The 17,590-nt window shown below is 61.3% G+C and carries 15 protein-coding genes; 4 read left to right on the forward strand and 11 right to left on the reverse strand.

Features of this window, described 5'->3' with window-relative positions:
• Positions 1 to 86: 86 nt before the first annotated feature.
• From BLQ09_RS08995 to BLQ09_RS09005, 3 genes are read left to right on the forward strand one after another with little or no spacing between them, the layout of a single operon-like run.
• Positions 87 to 1,211, forward strand: coding sequence for a GNAT family N-acetyltransferase (locus tag BLQ09_RS08995; RefSeq protein ID WP_092356320.1), 1,125 nt, complete (start codon positions 87 to 89; stop codon positions 1,209 to 1,211).
• Positions 1,211 to 2,980 (forward strand): HAMP domain-containing sensor histidine kinase, encoded by a 1,770-nt coding sequence (locus BLQ09_RS09000; protein WP_092356323.1) that lies wholly within the window; start codon positions 1,211 to 1,213, stop codon positions 2,978 to 2,980. Before BLQ09_RS08995 ends, BLQ09_RS09000 begins: the two co-directional genes overlap by 1 nt.
• A complete protein-coding gene (locus tag BLQ09_RS09005) occupies positions 2,970 to 4,367 on the forward strand; it encodes a sigma-54-dependent transcriptional regulator (protein ID WP_092356326.1) in 1,398 nt (465 codons plus the stop codon). Before BLQ09_RS09000 ends, BLQ09_RS09005 begins: the two co-directional genes overlap by 11 nt.
• Before the next feature lie 122 nt (positions 4,368 to 4,489).
• Here the strand turns inward: BLQ09_RS09005 and BLQ09_RS09010 are convergent, their stop codons facing one another.
• The 11 genes from BLQ09_RS09010 to BLQ09_RS09060 all read right to left on the reverse strand — a co-directional run bounded on the left by BLQ09_RS09010 (position 4,490) and on the right by BLQ09_RS09060 (position 16,760).
• The gene (locus BLQ09_RS09010) at positions 4,490 to 4,828 is read right to left on the reverse strand and encodes a GlpM family protein (protein WP_092356329.1); all 339 of its coding nucleotides are present in this window, start codon (positions 4,826 to 4,828) and stop codon (positions 4,490 to 4,492) included.
• On the reverse strand, positions 4,828 to 6,165 hold the full coding sequence (locus tag BLQ09_RS09015; RefSeq protein ID WP_065926532.1) for a two-component response regulator AauR: 1,338 nt from the start codon (positions 6,163 to 6,165) through the stop codon (positions 4,828 to 4,830). Before BLQ09_RS09015 ends, BLQ09_RS09010 begins: the two co-directional genes overlap by 1 nt.
• Positions 6,162 to 8,063: a two-component sensor histidine kinase AauS gene (locus tag BLQ09_RS09020; protein WP_092356332.1), complete on the reverse strand. Its 1,902-nt coding sequence runs from the start codon at positions 8,061 to 8,063 to the stop codon at positions 6,162 to 6,164. Before BLQ09_RS09020 ends, BLQ09_RS09015 begins: the two co-directional genes overlap by 4 nt.
• 66 nt (positions 8,064 to 8,129) lie before the next feature.
• Complete coding sequence (locus BLQ09_RS09025; RefSeq protein WP_027604602.1) at positions 8,130 to 8,864, reverse strand: amino acid ABC transporter ATP-binding protein; 735 nt, start codon at positions 8,862 to 8,864, stop codon at positions 8,130 to 8,132.
• Positions 8,861 to 9,532 carry an amino acid ABC transporter permease gene (locus tag BLQ09_RS09030; protein WP_092356335.1) on the reverse strand — a complete coding sequence of 224 codons (672 nt, stop codon included), beginning with the start codon at positions 9,530 to 9,532 and terminating at the stop codon, positions 8,861 to 8,863. The genes BLQ09_RS09025 and BLQ09_RS09030 overlap by 4 nt, the downstream gene beginning before the upstream one ends.
• Positions 9,532 to 10,278: an amino acid ABC transporter permease gene (locus BLQ09_RS09035; RefSeq protein ID WP_024073702.1), complete on the reverse strand. Its 747-nt coding sequence runs from the start codon at positions 10,276 to 10,278 to the stop codon at positions 9,532 to 9,534. Before BLQ09_RS09035 ends, BLQ09_RS09030 begins: the two co-directional genes overlap by 1 nt.
• A gap of 194 nt (positions 10,279 to 10,472) precedes the next feature.
• Positions 10,473 to 11,399 carry a glutamate/aspartate ABC transporter substrate-binding protein gene (locus tag BLQ09_RS09040; RefSeq protein WP_027604600.1) on the reverse strand — a complete coding sequence of 309 codons (927 nt, stop codon included), beginning with the start codon at positions 11,397 to 11,399 and terminating at the stop codon, positions 10,473 to 10,475.
• A gap of 312 nt (positions 11,400 to 11,711) precedes the next feature.
• Positions 11,712 to 13,250: a glycerol-3-phosphate dehydrogenase gene (gene glpD, locus BLQ09_RS09045; protein ID WP_092356338.1), complete on the reverse strand. Its 1,539-nt coding sequence runs from the start codon at positions 13,248 to 13,250 to the stop codon at positions 11,712 to 11,714.
• 222 nt (positions 13,251 to 13,472) lie between these two features.
• Positions 13,473 to 14,228: a DeoR/GlpR family transcriptional regulator gene (locus tag BLQ09_RS09050; protein ID WP_027604598.1), complete on the reverse strand. Its 756-nt coding sequence runs from the start codon at positions 14,226 to 14,228 to the stop codon at positions 13,473 to 13,475.
• A gap of 95 nt (positions 14,229 to 14,323) precedes the next feature.
• Positions 14,324 to 15,829: a glycerol kinase GlpK gene (glpK, locus tag BLQ09_RS09055; protein WP_027604597.1), complete on the reverse strand. Its 1,506-nt coding sequence runs from the start codon at positions 15,827 to 15,829 to the stop codon at positions 14,324 to 14,326.
• 76 nt (positions 15,830 to 15,905) lie between these two features.
• Complete coding sequence (locus BLQ09_RS09060) at positions 15,906 to 16,760, reverse strand: MIP/aquaporin family protein (protein WP_027604596.1); 855 nt, start codon at positions 16,758 to 16,760, stop codon at positions 15,906 to 15,908.
• 326 nt (positions 16,761 to 17,086) lie between these two features.
• On the opposite strand from BLQ09_RS09060, the gene ybaK reads away from it, so the two are divergent.
• The gene (gene ybaK / locus BLQ09_RS09065; protein WP_092356341.1) at positions 17,087 to 17,557 is read left to right on the forward strand and encodes a Cys-tRNA(Pro) deacylase; all 471 of its coding nucleotides are present in this window, start codon (positions 17,087 to 17,089) and stop codon (positions 17,555 to 17,557) included.
• The last annotated feature ends 33 nt before the right edge of the window (positions 17,558 to 17,590 follow it).

Genomic DNA, 17,590 nt, shown 5'->3' on the forward strand with positions numbered 1-17,590 from the left:
GGCAAGCCCGCTCACCACAGCAAGCCCGCTCACCACAATAAGCCGCTCACCACAGCAAGCTCGCCAGCCATAACAAGGGAAACGATGTGATCACCACCCAAGCCTTCCCGACCATCCGGGCCCTCCAGCGTAGCGCCTGGAACGACTGTTTTCCCGGTGCCCTGGAAGACTGGGACTATTACGTCGCCGTGGAAAACGCCGCCATCGATGATTTCCAATGGCGCTACCTGGCGGTTTATGACAACGGAACGCTGGTGGCCGTGGCTGCCGCGTTCATCACCCATTATCGCCTCGACACCACGGTGTCGGGCGCCGGCAAGCGTTTGGCCGAACGTGTGGAGCGGCTGTGGCCGGGTGTTTTGCAATTGGGCCTGTATGCCATTGGCTCCCCGGTGGCCGAGCGTTGCGACGCCGGGGTGGCCAGTGGCGTGCCCGAGTCGCGTCGTCCGTTGTTGCTCAAACACTTGCTGGAAGCCGCGCGCCAGGATGCCGATGACTTCGGTATCGGCCTGCTGGCGGTCAAGGATGCACCCAGCCAGGATCCCCATTGGCTCGACAGTTGCCGGGTGGGGGGGTTTCAAAGCATGCCGGGCTTGCCCACCGGGGTGTTGCCGCTGCCATACGGCTCGGTGGACGCCTACCTCGGCTCGCTGGGCAAATCCACCCGCAAGGACTTGCGCCGCAAGCTGCGTGCACCTGGACCGCGGGTGGAGTGGCGCGGCAATATCGACGACGTGCTGCCCGAGGTCATGCGCCTGTATGAGGCCACGCTGACGCGCGCCGAGTTGCAGTTCGAACGCCTGCCTGCCGGCTATTTCACCGGCGTGCTGGAACGCCTTGGCGATCGCGCCGTCTGTGTTCTTTACTGGGTCGACGAGCAGTTGGTGGCGTTCAACCTGCTGCTGCTGGACGAGCACCGGTTGGTGGACAAGTTTTTCGCCCATGACGTTGCGTTCAGCCGTGACTACAACCTGTACTTCCGCAGCTGGCTGACCAACGTCGACTACTGTATTCAACACAATATTGCGGTGTATGAGTGCGGCCAGGCCGGGTATGCCAGTAAGCTGCGCCTGGGTTGCGAGTTCCAGGGCAACAGTGTGTTTTTCCGCCACCGCAACCGGCTGGTCAACGGCCTGCTCACGCTTGTAAAACTGTTTATTCGACCGGATCGTTCCGACCCTGCCATGGCTGCTGCGATAAGCGAAACCTGATGATCACCAAGACCCGCCAGAAAGCCCGCCCCTTTGCCATTTCGCGCTGGAGCGTCCAGCGCAAGCTGGTGCTGGCGTTCTGGCTGGTCAGCGTGATTCCCACCATGATCGCGGCGGAGCTGGCGGCGACCACGCTGTCGCAGATTTTCGACAGCAACGTGCGCATCTGGCTGCAGGAATCGACCAAGATCGTCAAGGACGAGATCGGCGACATCCTTCACGACAACGCGCGCATGGCCAAACTGTTCCTGCGCTACACCAGCCCGCCCTCGAGCCGGCAGGCGGCCAAGCATGACCGGCTGACCGCAGACATCGCCGATGCCACCGACATCGACGTGGTGGCGCTGATCCGCACCAGCGATCAAAAGGTGGTGTTCAGCACGGCTTCCGATGACATTGTCAAACAGATCAGCCTGACCAGCAACGCGGTGCTGCAGACCGTGCAAGTGGCAGGGGTGAGCACCGGGATTGTGGTCTCGACCTTCGAAACCAGCCAGGACGGCGTCGACTACCGCCTGTTGGTGGCGACCTACCTGGACAGCAGCTTTCTCACCAGCGTGGCCGATGTGCATTCCCTCGACCTGCGCCTGTACCTGGCCAACCCCGAGGGGTTCTCGGAGATATTTTCGACCCAGCGCTTCGTGGACCATCCTGCGCGCATTCCGAAAAGTGTCGAGACCGCGATGCGCAGTACCAAGCAGCCCAGCGAGCAGTTCACCAACAGCTACAGCGGGTTGTACTGGCCGATTTTCAACGACGCCGGTGACCTGCAAGGCGTGATTTTCAGCGGCCTGCTGCGCCATACCAGCCTGGTGGGGCTGGTGAACCAGAGCAATCTGTTCGTGCTGATTTTCCTGCTCAGCTCGGCGCTGTCCCTGGCGGCGGGGGTGCTGGTGTCACGGCGCCTGACCAAGCCGTTGCGGGACTTGTCCGAAGGCGTGGGCGCGGTGATCTCAGGCAACTACACGCACCGCGTGCTGGTCAGTGGCGGCGATGAACTGGCGCAATTGAGCAGCACCTTCAACCATATGACCGAGCGCCTGGGCGAGCTGCACCACCTCGAAGCCCAACTGCGCCGGCGTGATCGCCTGCATGCACTGGGTGAAGTCGCCATGGGCCTGGCCCATGAGATCCGTAACCCGTTGGGCATCATCAAGACGGCCACCCAGTTGTTGCACCGCCGCGTTGACCTGCCGGACGCCGACAAGCGCCACCTGGAATATGTGATCAGCGAAGTCAGCCGCATCAATGACCTGATCACCGAGTTCCTCGACTTTGCCAAACCCAACCCACCGTTGCGCGTGCTGCAGCCGGCCCGTCCGCTGGTGGAGGAGATCCTGGGCTTCTGCGCGCCGGAACTGGCCAGCCATAACATCGACGCGCAGATCGACGACCAGGCGCCGGGGGCGACGATCTACGCCGACGCCAAGCAACTCAAGCAGGCCTGCCTCAACCTGATTCTCAACGCCATCGATGCCATGCCTGAAGGCGGGCGCCTGACCCTGGGGATCCGCAGCGAAGGCGACAACACCGTCATCGCCATCGCCGACACCGGCCAGGGCATCGCGCCGGAGATGATCGAACGCATCTTTACGCCATTCGTCACCACCAAGGCCTCGGGCACGGGCCTGGGCCTGGCCAAAGTCTATTCGATCATGGAAAGTCACGACGGCAGCATCGAATGCGCCAGCGAAAACGATGCCGGCGCCACCTTCAGCCTGTACATTCCAGCGACAGGCGAAGACGACGAGGACAGTCATGACGCATAACATTCTGGTAGTCGACGACGAACCCAAGCTCTGCGACCTGCTGGCGTCGGCCCTGGGTCAGAACAACGTGCAGGTGTTCATTGCGGGCAACGGCCTGCATGCGCTCAAGGTGCTGGAACAGGAAGACATCGACCTGGTGATCAGTGACTGGCGCATGCCGGGCATGGACGGGCCGGCTTTGCTGGCCGAGATCAAGGTGCGTTACCCCCACGTGCCGGTGATCGTGATGACCGCCTACAGCACGGTGAAAAACGCCGTGCAGTCGATGCGCAACGGGGCCTACGACTACATTGCCAAACCGTTCGATATCGACGAGCTGGACATCACCGTGGCCAAGGCCCTGCAGTTTCGCGACATCATGCGCGACAACGCGCGCCTGCGCGCCGAGCTGGATGAGCAGGCGCAGTTCGACAGCCTGGTGGGCGACAGCCCGGCGTTTCGCAAGGTGCTGCAGGCGGTGGATTCGGTGCGCGACAGCAGCACCACCATCTTGCTGACCGGCGAAAGCGGCACCGGCAAGGAAATGGTCGCCCGCGCCATCCACAAGCACGGCAGCCGTGCCGACAAGCCGTTTGTGGCGGTCAACTGCGCGGCGATCCCCGAAGGGCTGCTGGAAAGCGAAATGTTCGGCCATCGCAAGGGCGCGTTTACCGGCGCCGTGTCTGACCGGGTCGGGCGCTTCCAGCAGGCCGACAAGGGCACGCTGTTTCTCGATGAAGTGGGCGATATGCCCCTGGCCTTGCAGGCCAAGATCCTGCGGGCCTTGCAGGAGCGGGTGATCGAGCCGGTGGGCGACCCCCGCGAGCGCAAGGTAGATGTGCGGGTGATCGCCGCCACCAACAAGAACCTGCTGGAGGCGGTGGCCAACAAGGCGTTTCGTGAAGACTTGTATTACCGCCTCAATGTGTTCCCGATCCCGCTGCCGGCCCTGCGTGAACGCGTGGAAGACATCGCGCCCCTGGCCCGCCACTTTGCCCGGACCCTCAGCGCCACAGCCGGCAAGCGGATTACCGGCTTCAGCCCTGAGGCGTTGCAGGCCATGGCCGCGTATCACTGGCCGGGCAATATCCGTGAGCTGCAAAACTGTGTGGAGCGCGCGACCATCGTGGCCGCCACGCCCGTGATCGAAGACATTGATTTGCCGGGCTATCTGTTTGCTTCCAAACCCAGCGAAGGCGGCATGACCGCGATCCTCAGCGACGGGCCGGGGATTCCCCAGGACCTGGATGCGGCGCTGGCGGAGGTGGAGAAAGCCTACATCCTGGCCGCCTTGCAGGAGAGCAACGGCGTGCAGGCTGCGGCGGCGGCGAAGATAGGAATTTCCGAGAGAAGCTTCTGGTATCGGTTGAAGAAGCTGGGCATCCAGGTCGACAAGATCGTCCGCTGACATGCCTCGATTAAAAATGTGGGAGGGGGCTTGCCCCCGATGGCAGTGGGTCAGTTAAAGATAAGGTGACTGATACACCGCTATCGGGGGCAAGCCCCCTCCCACATTTGGATTGAGTGGTGTCAGGCGTGGACGCGTACCCACACGCTCACCAACACCGTCGCGGCCATCAGCCACGCTACCGCCGCGACGGCTAAAGAGGCCTCCAGCCGCATGCGGTCCACCATCACATACAACGTCGCCAAATACAAAAAGTAGGGAATGATCGACCACATCCCGAACAGGATGGTGGTCTTCAAATCGTCCAGCGAGCGGCCCTTGCCGACGATGTAATGGGCGATCAACGCAAAGGTCGGAAACAGCGGCACCAGCCCGGCGATGTAGTAGTTCCTGGTCTTGGCCAGTGCCGCCAGGATCAGCACCACCGCCGCGCCCAGGGCGGCTTTCAAAAAAACATCCATCAGTGGCTCAACCCGTATTTCTTGACCTTGTCGAACAGGGTGGTCTTGGCCATGCCCAGTTCCTGGCTGGCCTGGGTCAGGTTGCCGCCGCTGCGTTGCAGGGCGTCGCTGAGCAGGTTGCGTTCAAAGGCTTCCACCGCTTCGGTGAACGCCAGGCCTTGGCTGCCGCTGCTGGCCCCGCTTTTCTTGAAGGCGGGCAGGCCGAGGGCGAAGCGTTCGGCGACGTTGCGCAGTTCGCGTACGTTACCGGGCCAGTCGTGGCTCATCAGGCTGGAGAGGGTCTGGTTGTCCAGTTCCGGCGCGGTGCGGTCAAAACGCAGCGACGACTGCTGCAGGAAGTGTTCGAACAGTTGCAGGATGTCTTCGCGGCGTTCGCGCAGGGGCGGCAGTTCCAGGGTCACCACGTTGAGGCGGTAGTACAGGTCGCTGCGGAACTGGCTGGCGCGGCTCAGTTCGTCGAGGTCGGACTTGGTGGCGGCGATCACCCGGCAATCCACGGCCACGCTCTGGTTCGAGCCCAGGCGTTCCAGGGTGCGCTCCTGCAGCACCCGCAGCAATTTGATCTGCAGGTTGATCGGCATGCTTTCCACTTCATCGAGGAACAGCGTGCCTTCATGGGCGTGTTCGATCTTGCCGATACGGCGCTTGCCGGCGCCGGTGAAGGCGTTGGCTTCGTGGCCGAAAATCTCGCTTTCGAACAGGTTCTCCGGCAGGCCGCCGCAGTTGAGGGCGACGAACTGGTGGGCGTGCCGGCGGCTGAAATCATGCAGGCAACGCGCGACCAGTTCCTTGCCGGTGCCGGTCTCGCCTTCGATCAGCACGTTGGCCGAGGTATCGGCGACGTTGGCGATCAGCTCGCGCAGGTTCTGCATGGCCGGCGAGCGACCGATGATGCGGCCTTCCAGCGAATCCCGCTCAGCCAACTGGCGGCGCAGCGACCAGACTTCCCGCGCCAGCCCGCGTTGTTCCAGGGCGCGGCGGGCGACGTCGACCAGACGCTCGGGGGAGAAGGGTTTCTCCATGAAGTCGTAGGCGCCATTGCGCATGGCGCCGACCGCCATGGAGATGTCGCCATGCCCGGTGATCAGCACCACCGGCAGGCTTTTATCCAGGGCCTTGAGACGGGTGAGCAGTTCCAGGCCGTCGATGCCCGGCAGGCGGATGTCGCTGATCACGATGCCGGCGAAGTTCTCGCCGATGCGTTTCAACGCTTCTTCGGCACTGCCCACGCCCACGCTGGGGATGTCTTCCAGCGCCAGGGCCTGTTGGCAGCCGAGCAGCACATGGGGGTCGTCTTCGACGATCAGCACGGTGAGGTCTTGAGGATCAATATTCATGTCGACTCAGCTTGTTGAGCGCCCACCAGCGGCAGGCTCAGGACAAAGGCAGTGCCACCGCCGGCCGGGTGCTCCACGGCGAGGGTGCCGCCGGTGGCTGCCGCGAGGCTGGCGGAGAGGGTCAGGCCCAGGCCCAGGCCTTGCTCGCCGGGTTTGGTGGTGAAGAAGGGTTCGAACAGATGCTTGCGCGCCTCGGCGTCGATGCCGTGGCCGTTGTCGCGCACCAGCAGGCGGTATTTGCCCTCGGCGGCGCTGCCTTCCAGCCACAACTCGGGAGCCGGTTGTGCCTGCATGGCGTCGAGGGCGTTGCCGATCAGGTTGACCAGGATCTGTTCCAGGCGCGTCTGGTCGATCTGCAATTGGGCCGGGGCAAAGTTGCGGTGCAGGCTCAGCGGCAGGCTGTCCAGGCGTGGGCCGAGGACCTGGAACGCGGCGTCCACGGCCTTGGCCAGGCTGGCTTCGCCCTGGTCATCGCCGCGTCGGGCAAAGGAGCGCAGGCTGGCGGTGATGCGGCCCATGCGGTCGATCAGCTCGTTGATGGTCTTGAGGTTGGCGCTGGCGGTGTCCAGCGCGCCGCGTTCGAGGAAGCGCACGGTGTTGCCGGACAAGGTGCGCAGCGCGGCCAACGGCTGGTTCAGTTCATGGGCGATGCTGGTGGACATCTGGCCGATGGCCGCCAGCTTGCCGGCCTGTACCAGTTCATCCTGGGCGCGGCGCAGGGTTTCCTCGGCCTGGCGCCGTTCGCGGATCTGGCCCTTGAGCCGCTCGTTGCTGGCGCGCAGGTCGGCGGTGCGTTCGGCGATCCGCCGTTCCAGCTGGCTGTTGGCTTCCTGCAAGGCTTCCCGCGCAGCGAGGCGGGTGGCGATGACTTTGCGCCGCTCGTTCCAGGCAATCAGCAAAAACGCGACGAGGCCAAACGCGACAGCCACCAGGATGCCCTGGTTGATCGCCGCGCGGCGCAGGTCGTTGAGCGGGGTGAGCAGGGTGAAATTCCACGGTGTGTCATTGAGTGGGCGGGTTTGCGCCAGGTAGCTGACTTCGTGCTCGTCGTTGACCACTTCAGTGTTGGCCGGGAAGGTCAGCTTCTCGCTGCGGTCATTCAAGCGCTCACGGGCCAGGGGTTCCAGTTCGTTGAGCGTGGCCCAGTAATATTGCAGGCTGTGGGCCAGGCGATCCTTGGTCTCGTCGCTCAGCGGTCGCACCGCCTTGAGGCGTCGAGCCGGGTCGCTGGAGAGAATGATGATGCCGTTCTCGTCGCTCACAAAGGCTTCGAGGCGCGCGCGTTGCCAGCGCTCTTCCAGGGCTTCGAGGCGCACTTTGACCACCGCCACGCCGATGATCTTGCCGTGTTCTTCCAGGCCGTGGGCCAGGTAGTAGCCGGGTTCGCCGTTGGTGCTGCCGATGCCGTAGAAACGCCCGGGCTGGCCGCGCACGGCATTCTGGAAATAGGCGCGAAAGGACAGGTCTTCACCCTGGTAACTGTCGGCATCGCGCCAGTTACTGGTGGCCAGCACACGGCCGGTGGTGTCCATCACGTAGATGGCCCGACTGCGACTGCGTCGGTTCAGGCCTTCGAGGTAGTCGTTGACCGTTTTGCGGGTTTCCTGGTTCGGCTCGGCCAGCAGCTTGGAGACGCTCGACTCGAGCTCCAGCAGGCTGGGCAGGTAGGTGTATTTGCTGATTTCACTCTCGACGGTGCGGGCATGCAGCTCCAGCTGGCGTTCGCCGTTGTCGCTGAGGGTGCGGATGCCGTAGTACTCACTGATCCAGAAGCCGATATAACCCAGGCCGATCATCAGGGCGATGATCAACGGCGGCAGGAACAGTTGGCGAATCAGACGAGGTTTCACGGCAAGTGATGGCGGTGCGGCGCGATAGAGGTTGGGGTCGCATTTCATCACAGATGCCTTGGGTCAACCAGTTGTGGCGAAGGGGGTGGCCCCTTCACCACAACTGGGTGGTACTTAGTGCTGCAGGATTTTCTCAAGGAAGTGCTGCGCGCGCTCGGAGCGGGCGCTGATGTCGCCGAAGAACTCTTCCTTCGGGCAGTCTTCGATGATCTTGCCGGCGTCCATGAAGATCACGCGGTCGGCCACTTTGCGGGCAAAGCCCATTTCGTGGGTGACGCACATCATGGTCATGCCTTCCTGGGCCAGTTGCACCATCACGTCCAGTACTTCGTTGACCATTTCCGGGTCGAGGGCCGAGGTCGGTTCGTCGAACAGCATGACGATCGGGTCCATGGCCAGGGCGCGGGCGATCGCCACACGTTGCTGCTGGCCACCGGAAAGCTGGCCCGGGTGCTTGTGGGCGTGCGCCGACAGGCCGACGCGCTCAAGCAGTTGCAGGCCTTTCTTGGTGGCTTCTTCCTTGCTGCGGCCGAGCACCTTGATCTGTGCGATGGTCAGGTTTTCGGTGATGGTCAGGTGCGGGAACAGCTCGAAGTGCTGGAACACCATGCCCACGCGCGAACGCAGTTTCGGCAGGTTGGTCTTCGGGTCGGCGATGGAGGTGCCGTCGACGATTATGTCGCCTTTCTGGAACGGTTCCAGCGCGTTGACGCACTTGATCAGGGTGGACTTGCCCGAGCCCGATGGCCCGCACACCACGATCACTTCGCCTTTTTTAACCTCGGTGCTGCAATCGGTCAGCACCTGGAAGTCGCCATACCACTTGTTGATGTTCTTGATCGAGATCATACGGCAAACCTTTTTTGCAGACGCTTGACCAGCAGCGAGGCGGAAAAGCTGATGATGAAGTAGACGACACCGGCGAAGATCAGGAACTCATTGGCGCGCCCGATGATGTCGCCGTTGGAACGGGCGGAGTTGAGGAAGTCCACCAGGCCCACGGTGTAGACCAGCGAGGTGTCCTGGAACAGGATGATCGACTGTTGCAGCAGCAACGGGGTCATCTTGCGGAACGCCTGGGGCAGGATGATCAGGCGCATGGTCTGGCCATAGGTCATGCCCATTGCCTGTGCCGCCGCCATCTGGCCCTTGGGGATCGACTGCACGCCGGCCCGCACGATCTCGCAGAAGTACGCGGCCTCGAACATCATGAACGCCACGACGCAGGAGGTGAACGCGCCGATCGGGGTGTCTTCGCCGGTGATCCAACGCAACACGAACGGCACCGCCAGGTAGAACCAGGTGATCACCAGCAGCAGCGGGATCGAGCGGAAGTAGTTCACATAGGCGCCGGCCACCCGGGACAGCAGTTTGCTGGACGACAGGCGCATCAGTGCCAGGATCGTACCCAGCGCGATACCGCCGATCACGCCCATGACCATCAGCTTCAAGGTCATGACCATGCCGTTCCACAGGCCCGGGATGGCGGGGATGATGCCGCTGAAATCGAGTTCCATTATTTACCCCCCACGGAGATCAGGCCGGGCACTGCGACTTTCTTCTCGACCACGCGCATCAGCAGCATCAGGCTCATGTTCAGGGTGAAGTAGATCAGCGTGGCCAGGGTGAAGGCTTCAAACAGGTTGGCCGAGAACTCGGCGGTCTGTTTGGTTTGCGCCAGCAGTTCCATCAGGCCGATCAAGGACGCCACGGAGGAGTTCTTGAAGACGTTGAGGAATTCCGAGGTAAGCGGCGGAATGATGATCCGGTAGGCCTGGGGCAGCAGCACGTTCCAGTAGATCTGCGGCAACTTGAAGCCCATGGCACGTGCAGCGGCCTCTTGGCCACGTGGCAGCGCCTGGATACCGGTACGCACTTGCTCGCACACACGGGCAGCGGTGAACAGGCCCAGGCACACGACAACGCTCAGGTAGGCCGAGGTGGTCGGGTTGAGGTCCTGCTTGTACCAGTCCTGCAGGTTCTGCGGCAGCAGGTCGGGTATCAGGAAGTACCAGATGAACAGCTGCACCAGCAGCGGCACGTTACGAAACAGTTCCACGTAGCAGGTCGCGATGCCTGATACGAGGCGGTTTGGCACAGTGCGCATGACCCCCAGAATGGAGCCCAGCAGCAAGGCGATAATCCATGCCACGACAGCGATGGCGATGGTCCAGCCCAGGCCGGCGATGTACCAGTCGAGATAAGTCTCGCTGCCCACGCCGGTGGACTTGAAGAACACGCCCCAGTCCCAGTTGTAATTCATTAGGGTCTCCCCTCGAGATCGATCGATGTACAAGCACCCGCTTGGGGAAAGTCCATTCCCGCCTGGCGATGAACGCCAGGCACACGCGATCGGCTCGAAAACCGCCCGGTCGAGTGTTCCAAAGTATAGCCAGCAGGTAGTAACAGACGCCTGAGGGAGGGTTGGCTCCCTCAGGCGATAAGGTTAGTCAGGAATCAGATTTTTACTTCAGGCGCCGGCTTGTCGGTCGGGTTCTTGATCAGCTCCTTAACCTTGTCGCTCATTGGGAAGTTCAGGTTCAGGTTTTTTGGTGGGATCGGGCTTTCGAACCACTTGGCGTAGATCTTGTTGATTTCGCCGGACTTGTACAGGCCAACGATGGCGTCATCCACCGCTTTCTTGAAGGCAGGGTCTTCTTTGCGAACCATGCACGCGTAGGCTTCGAAGGACTGTGGAGTACCGGTGATGACCCAGTCATCCGGCTTCTTGGCCTTGGCTTCTTCACCGGCCAGCAGGGCGTCGTCCATCATGAAGGCTACGGCACGGCCGCTTTCCAGCATCTGGAAGGACTCGCCATGGTCTTTGGCGGAGATGACGTTCATGCCCATCTGCTTGTCAGCGTTCATCGCCTTGATGATGCGCTCGGACGTGGTGCCGGCGGTGGTCACGACGTTCTTGCCCTTCAGGTCGGCGAAGTCGGCGTAGCTAGGCTTGCCTTCCTTGTCTTTCTTGACCAGCAGGCGAGTGCCGATTTCGAAGATGTTGGTGGTGAAGGCGACTTGCTGGGCGCGTTCGGCGTTGTTGGTGGTGGAACCGCACTCGATGTCGACGGTGCCGTTCTGAACCAGCGGAATACGGGTCTGCGAGGTGACCAGGTTGTACTTGGCCTGCAGATCGGGTTTGTTCAGGTCTTTTTTCAGGGCTTCGACGATGGCCAGCTGAATGTCGTGGGAGTAGCCCACAGGTTTGCCCGAACCATCCGCAATGTAGGAAAACGGAATGGAGCTGTCGCGGTGCCCGAGGGTGATGGTGCCGGAGTCGTTGATTTTCTTCAGTGTGCCGGTGAGTTCGGCGGCAAAAACTGGAGTGCTGATCAGAGCAGCAGCGATAGCTGCGCCCAGGATATGGGGAACGATGCGCATCAATACTTCCTCGACATTTGTTTTTTTTATGAAGCCGGCTAGACGGCTCTCTTGTACAGCGAATGCCCGTGACGGCTCCTGAAGCGTCCCAGGCAATCGTCTAGGAGTGTAGAGCATGAGTCGTGCCAGACCGGAAATAAAAGCTTAACAAGTTGATTTACATGAGGATTAATTTTGTATGACGACAAATATGTAACCGTTTGATCCGGTAAACCGAATAGGCTTGCCTGTGGCGTTCGGAAAACCGAATGCCAGGCGCTATAAAAAAGCCCCTGGGCCTTACGGCGCAGGGGCTTTTGTACGACGGGCCTGTCAGGCCGCTTCGATCTTGCTGCGGGTCTGCTCAACCTTGGACAGATAGCGTTGCACGTTGTCCTGTTCCTGTGGGGTGGTGAACAGGCCGAGTTTGGTCCGGCGCCACAGCACGTCCTGAGGCTGGGTTACCCATTCCTCGGCACACAGGTAATCGACCTCGCGGGTGTAGAGGCCGCCGCCCAAATGTTCACCCAGGTCAGCCAGCGACTGCACGCCTTCGAGCAGGCGCCAGGTGCGGCTGCCATAGGTGGTGGACCAGCGGCGCGCGATTTCGCTCGGCAACCAGTCGAACTTGCTGCCAATGGCCTCGGCCAGGGCTTGCGGCGTGGTCATGTCCTCGCCGCCGGGCAGGCTGGCGGTGGCGGTCCAGCTGGGACGCATCTGCGTGAAGTACGGGGCCAGTTGCGCCATCGCCGATTCGGCGAGCTTGCGGTAGGTGGTCAGCTTGCCGCCGAACACCGACAGGATCGGTGCCTCGCCCGTACCACCGGACAGCGACAGGGTGTAGTCACGGGTGATGGCCGACGGGTTGTCCGACTCGTCGTTGCACAGTGGGCGCACACCCGAGTAGGTGTGGACGATGTCGTCGCGGCTCAGCTGTTTCTTGAAGTGCGCGTTGACCACCTTGAGCATGTAGTCGGTTTCACCTTCGGTGATCGCCACTTTCGCCGGGTCGCCGGTGTATTCGCGGTCGGTGGTGCCGATGATGGTCAGGTGGTTCAGGTACGGAATGGTGAAGACGATGCGCTGGTCTTCGTTCTGCAGGATGTGCGCGTGGGCGCCTTCATACAGTTTCGGCACGATCAGGTGGCTGCCCTGGATCAGGCGGATACCGTAGGGCGAGTCCAGCTTCAGGTCGTCCTTGATGAACTTGGCGACCCACGGGCCGGCGGCGTTCACCAGGGCGCGGGCACGGATCGAGAACAGGCTGCCATCGGCGCGTTCCATGTTCATGTCCCACATGCCATTGCTGCGATGGGCACTGATGCAGCGGGTCTGGGTATGGATATGCGCACCTTTTTCACGGGCGGCCATGGCGTTGAGGACGACCAGACGGGCGTCGTCGACCCAGCAGTCGGAGTATTCGAAGCCTTTGGTGATTTCGCTTTTCAGCGGGCTGTCAGGGCCGAACTTGAGGCTCTTGGAGCCGGCGAGTTTCTCGCGCTTGCCCAGGTGGTCATAGAGGAACAGGCCGGCACGGATCATCCACGCCGGGCGCAGGTGGGGGCGGTGTGGCAGCACGAAGCGCATCTGCTTGACGATGTGCGGGGCCTTGGCCAGCAGCACTTCACGTTCGGCCAGGGCTTCGCGTACCAGGCGGAATTCGTAATGTTCGAGGTAGCGCAGGCCGCCGTGGATCAGCTTGCTGCTGGCGGAGGAGGTGTGGCTGGCCAGGTCGTCCTTTTCGCAAAGGAATACCGACAAACCGCGACCGGCTGCGTCTGCTGCAATGCCGACGCCGTTGATCCCGCCACCGATTACGGCAACGTCATAGACTTCGGCAAGCGGTGGAGCAGGCAAGGTAGAAGGGTTCATCGACTGGCCTCGGGAGCTTTTTCGTATTGGAATTCGAACATTAATGTTCATTTGCGAAAATGGTAGCTGATAAACGTGGGCACAGCCAGTCGACTTCGATTGAAAAAACTCATCGAAGGGCGGGAAAAGGAAAATTTGTGAACATAAGCCTGGGCAGGCTCGAGAAAAAGGCGCTGGATAAATCGCCATCGGGGCTTGCCCCCGATGGCTTCAGTGCAGACGCTATACGACTTCCAGGCGAACCTTATGCTGGTTCAACAACTGCACCAGGGCCGGCACCGGCTCCTGATCCGTCACCAGGCAGTCCACCAGGCTGATCGGCCCCAGTCGAATCATGGCATTGCGCCCGAATTTGCTGGAGTCCGCCGCCAGGATCACCTGGCGTGCATTGGCGATGATCGCCTGGGAAACCCGGACTTCCTGGTAGTCGAAGTCCAGCAGGCTGCCGTCCTCGTCGATGCCGCTGATACCCACCAGCGCGAAGTCGACCTTGAACTGGTTGATGAAGTCGACACTGGCCTGGCCCACCACGCCGCCGTCACGGCGCACATTACCGCCGGTCAGCAACACATCGAAGTCGTCCTTTGCGCTGAGCATGGTGGCGACGTTGAGGTTATTGGTGATGATTTTCAGGTGATTGTGATTGAGCAGCGCACGGGCAATGGACTCGGTAGTGGTACCGATATTGATGAACAACGAGGCGTGATCGGGAATTTGTGCCGCAATGGCTTCGCCGATGCGCTGTTTCTCGTCGCGCATCTGGTCGGCGCGCATGGCGTACGCGGTGTTCTCGACACTGGAGTCATAGGCCGCGCCGCCGTGGTAGCGGCGCAGCAGATTGGCGTCCGCCAGCTGGTTGATATCGCGGCGGATGGTTTGCGGGGTGACAACGAATAGCTGCGCCATTTCCTCGATACTGACGTAGCCGCGTTCGCGGACCAGTTCGAGGATTTGCTGCTGGCGGGGAGGCAGATTCATGGGGCGTCCTTTGGGCTGCCATACAAAAGTGGCCCATGATGACGCAGGAATCTGCTCCCTGCCAGTTACAACCCGATATGGGGCCGGCGCATGGCTTATTCGGCGCCTTCGTGGGGCTCCCAGTCACGGGTGCGGCTCACCGCTTTTTGCCAGCCGGCGTAGAGTTTTTCCTTGGCGGCTTCTTCCAGTTGCGGTTCGAATTCGCGCTCGATCACGGCCTTGCCGCGCAGCTCGTCCAGGCTGCCCCAGAAGCCGCAGGCCAGGCCTGCCAGGTAGGCGGCGCCGAGTGCAGTGGTTTCGCGCATTTGCGGGCGCTCGACCTGGGTGCCGAGGATGTCGGCCTGGAATTGCATCAGGAAGTTGTTGGCCACCGCACCGCCGTCCACACGCAGGGCCTTGAGGCGTTCGCCCGAGTCCTGTTGCATGGCGTCGAGTACGTCGCGGGTCTGGTAGGCAATCGATTCCAGGGCGGCACGAATAATGTGATCCACGCGTACGCCGCGGGTCAGGCCAAACAGTGCGCCACGGGCATACGGGTCCCAGTAGGGGGCACCCAGGCCGGTGAAGGCCGGGACCAGGTACACGCCGTTGCTGTCCTTGACCTTGCCGGCAAAGTATTCGGTGTCGGTGGCATCGGCGATGATTTTCAGCTCGTCACGCAGCCATTGCACGGTGGAGCCACCGTTGAACACCGCGCCTTCCAGCGCATAGGCCACTTCGCCACGGGGGCCGCAGGCGATGGTGGTGAGCATGCCGTGCTTGGACTTGACCGCTTTGTCGCCGGTATTCATCAGCAGGAAGCAGCCGGTGCCGTAGGTGTTCTTGGCCTGGCCGGCCTCCACGCACATCTGGCCGAACAGGGCCGCTTGCTGGTCACCGGCGATACCGCCGATGGCGATGCCGCTTTTGGTGCGGCCGTAGATCTCGGAGGAAGACTTCACTTCCGGCAGCATTTCCCGCGGAACGTCGAGGATCTCCAGCATCTTCGCATCCCACTCGAGGGTGTGGATGTTGAAGAGCATGGTGCGCGAGGCGTTGGTGTAGTCGGTGACGTGGGTCTTGCCGCCGGTAAATTTCCAGATCAGCCAGCTGTCGATGGTGCCGAACAGCAGCTCGCCGTTGCGCGCACGCTCGCGGCTGCCTTCGACGTTATCGAGGATCCACTTGAGCTTGGTGCCGGAGAAGTACGGGTCGGTGACCAGGCCGGTGGTGTCGTTAATGTATTGCTCGTGGCCGTCGCGCTTGAGCTGCTGGCAGATCTCGGTGCTGCGGCGGCATTGCCAGACAATGGCGTTGTAGATCGGGCGGCCGGTGATCTTGTCCCATACCACGGTGGTTTCACGCTGGTTGGTGATACCGATGGCGGCGACCTGGTCATGGTGCAGGCCGGCTTGTGCCAGGGCCTCGACCATCACCGCGCTCTGGGTGGCGAAGATTTCCATCGGGTCATGCTCGACCCAGCCGGCTTGCGGGTAGTGCTGGGTGAATTCACGTTGGGCGGTGCAGACCACGTTGGCGTCGCGATCGAAGATGATTGCCCGGGAACTGGTGGTGCCCTGATCAAGGGCAATGATGTAGTTCTTATTCTCGATATCGGTCATGTCTATTGCCTTGGACGAAATAAGGAAGTCAGAAATCAGCCGGGGCCGCGAAGGGCAGAGGACCAGGCTGGCGCTTTCAGGAAATACGAGTCTTGCCGTTGACAGCCGTGTCAGTTGTTTCCGCTATAGCAGGTGCGGCGCTCGGCAAGTGGCGAGCAATCAGCCCGCGATAGGCCGCAGCACCGAGGCATGCGCCGACAATCGGCGCGAAAATCGGAACCAGGAAGTAAGGAATATCGCGGCCGCCAGTAAAGGCCATTTCACCCCAGCCAGCGAAAAAGGTCATCAGCTTGGGCCCGAAATCCCGCGCCGGGTTCATCGCAAAGCCGGTCAGCGGGCCCATGGCACTGCCGATGACCGCAATCAGCAGGCCAATCAGCAGTGGTGCCAGCGGACCGCGCGGCAGGCCGTTGTTGTCATCGGTCAGGGCCATGATCACGCCCATCAGGATCGCGGTAATGACCATTTCCACCAGGAAGGCCTGCGCCGTGCTCAGCAGTGCATGGGGGTAGGTGGAGAACACCGAGGCCAATTCCAGGCTGGCCTGGGTGCCGCGTACCAGATGGTGGGTTTGTTCGTAATCGAAAAAGAGATTGCTATAAAGCGTGTACACCAGCGCCGCCGAGCAGAAGGCTCCGGCGATTTGGGCCAGGATGTAGAACGGCAGTTTGCGCTTGTCGAAGTCGGCAAAAATACACAGGGCGATACTGACCGCCGGATTGAGGTGAGCCCCGGAAATACCGGCGCTCAGGTAGATCGCCATGCTGACGCCGATCCCCCAGATGATGCTGATTTCCCACAACCCGAAGCTGGCACCCGCGACCTTGAGCGCAGCAACGCAGCCTGTACCGAAGAAGATCAGAAGCGCAGTCCCCAGGAACTCGGCCATGCATTGGCTCGAAAGTGAAGGCTGTTGAAGAGCAGTTGTCATGGAAAACCTCGATTGTTGTTCTTGTCTGGCGCACTGCCTCAACGGACGGTTGCGCGATTTTCACCGTGACGAGGATCCCCATCCAAGACACGGCTTACTGCTGGAACGCTGCAGGTGTATTCCTACAGTATTCGGAAACGAAAAAATATAGACAAGAATGACGGCTGTCAAAGGTCGAAAGTGAACTGTCGGTCACTTTCCAACTATTGGTTTGATGAATGATCACGCTCGCCACGTTAAGTATTGTGGACGGGGAGGGCGGACTAGAGCGTTTTATGCGGGCTTGGCCTAGAATTGGCCGTCAGTTTGCCACGCTCGGAGAGGTCATGACCCCCGCATTGGATTTGTTGAAAAAAGTTCGCGCCGAACATCGCATCCACAGTTATGAACACGACCCCAAGGCGGCCTCCTATGGCCTGGAGGCCGCAGAGAAATTGGGCCTCGACCCGGCGCAGGTGTTCAAGACCTTGTTGGCCAGCAGTGAAAAAGGCGAATTACTGGTGGCTGTGGTGCCGGTCGTCGGAAGTCTCGACCTCAAGGCCCTGGCTCATGCGGCGGGTGTGAAAAAAGTCGAAATGGCTGATCCGGCGGCGGCGCAGCGTTCCACCGGTTACCTGCTGGGAGGCATCAGCCCATTGGGGCAGAAGAAGCGTTTGCGCACATTTATCGATGTGACGGCGCAGCCGTTTGCGACAATTTTTGTGAGTGCGGGGAGAAGGGGACTGGAAGTGGAGTTGTCCGCCGCAGTGCTGGCGGAACATACCCAGGCCAAATTCGCAGAAATTGGCCGGCCGTAATCCCGGTATCCTGGATAACCAATGTGGGAGGAG

Origin of the sequence: Pseudomonas sp. NFACC25 (assembly GCF_900100935.1) — a bacterium.
In the GTDB taxonomy this organism is placed as follows: domain Bacteria; phylum Pseudomonadota; class Gammaproteobacteria; order Pseudomonadales; family Pseudomonadaceae; genus Aquipseudomonas; species Aquipseudomonas marginalis.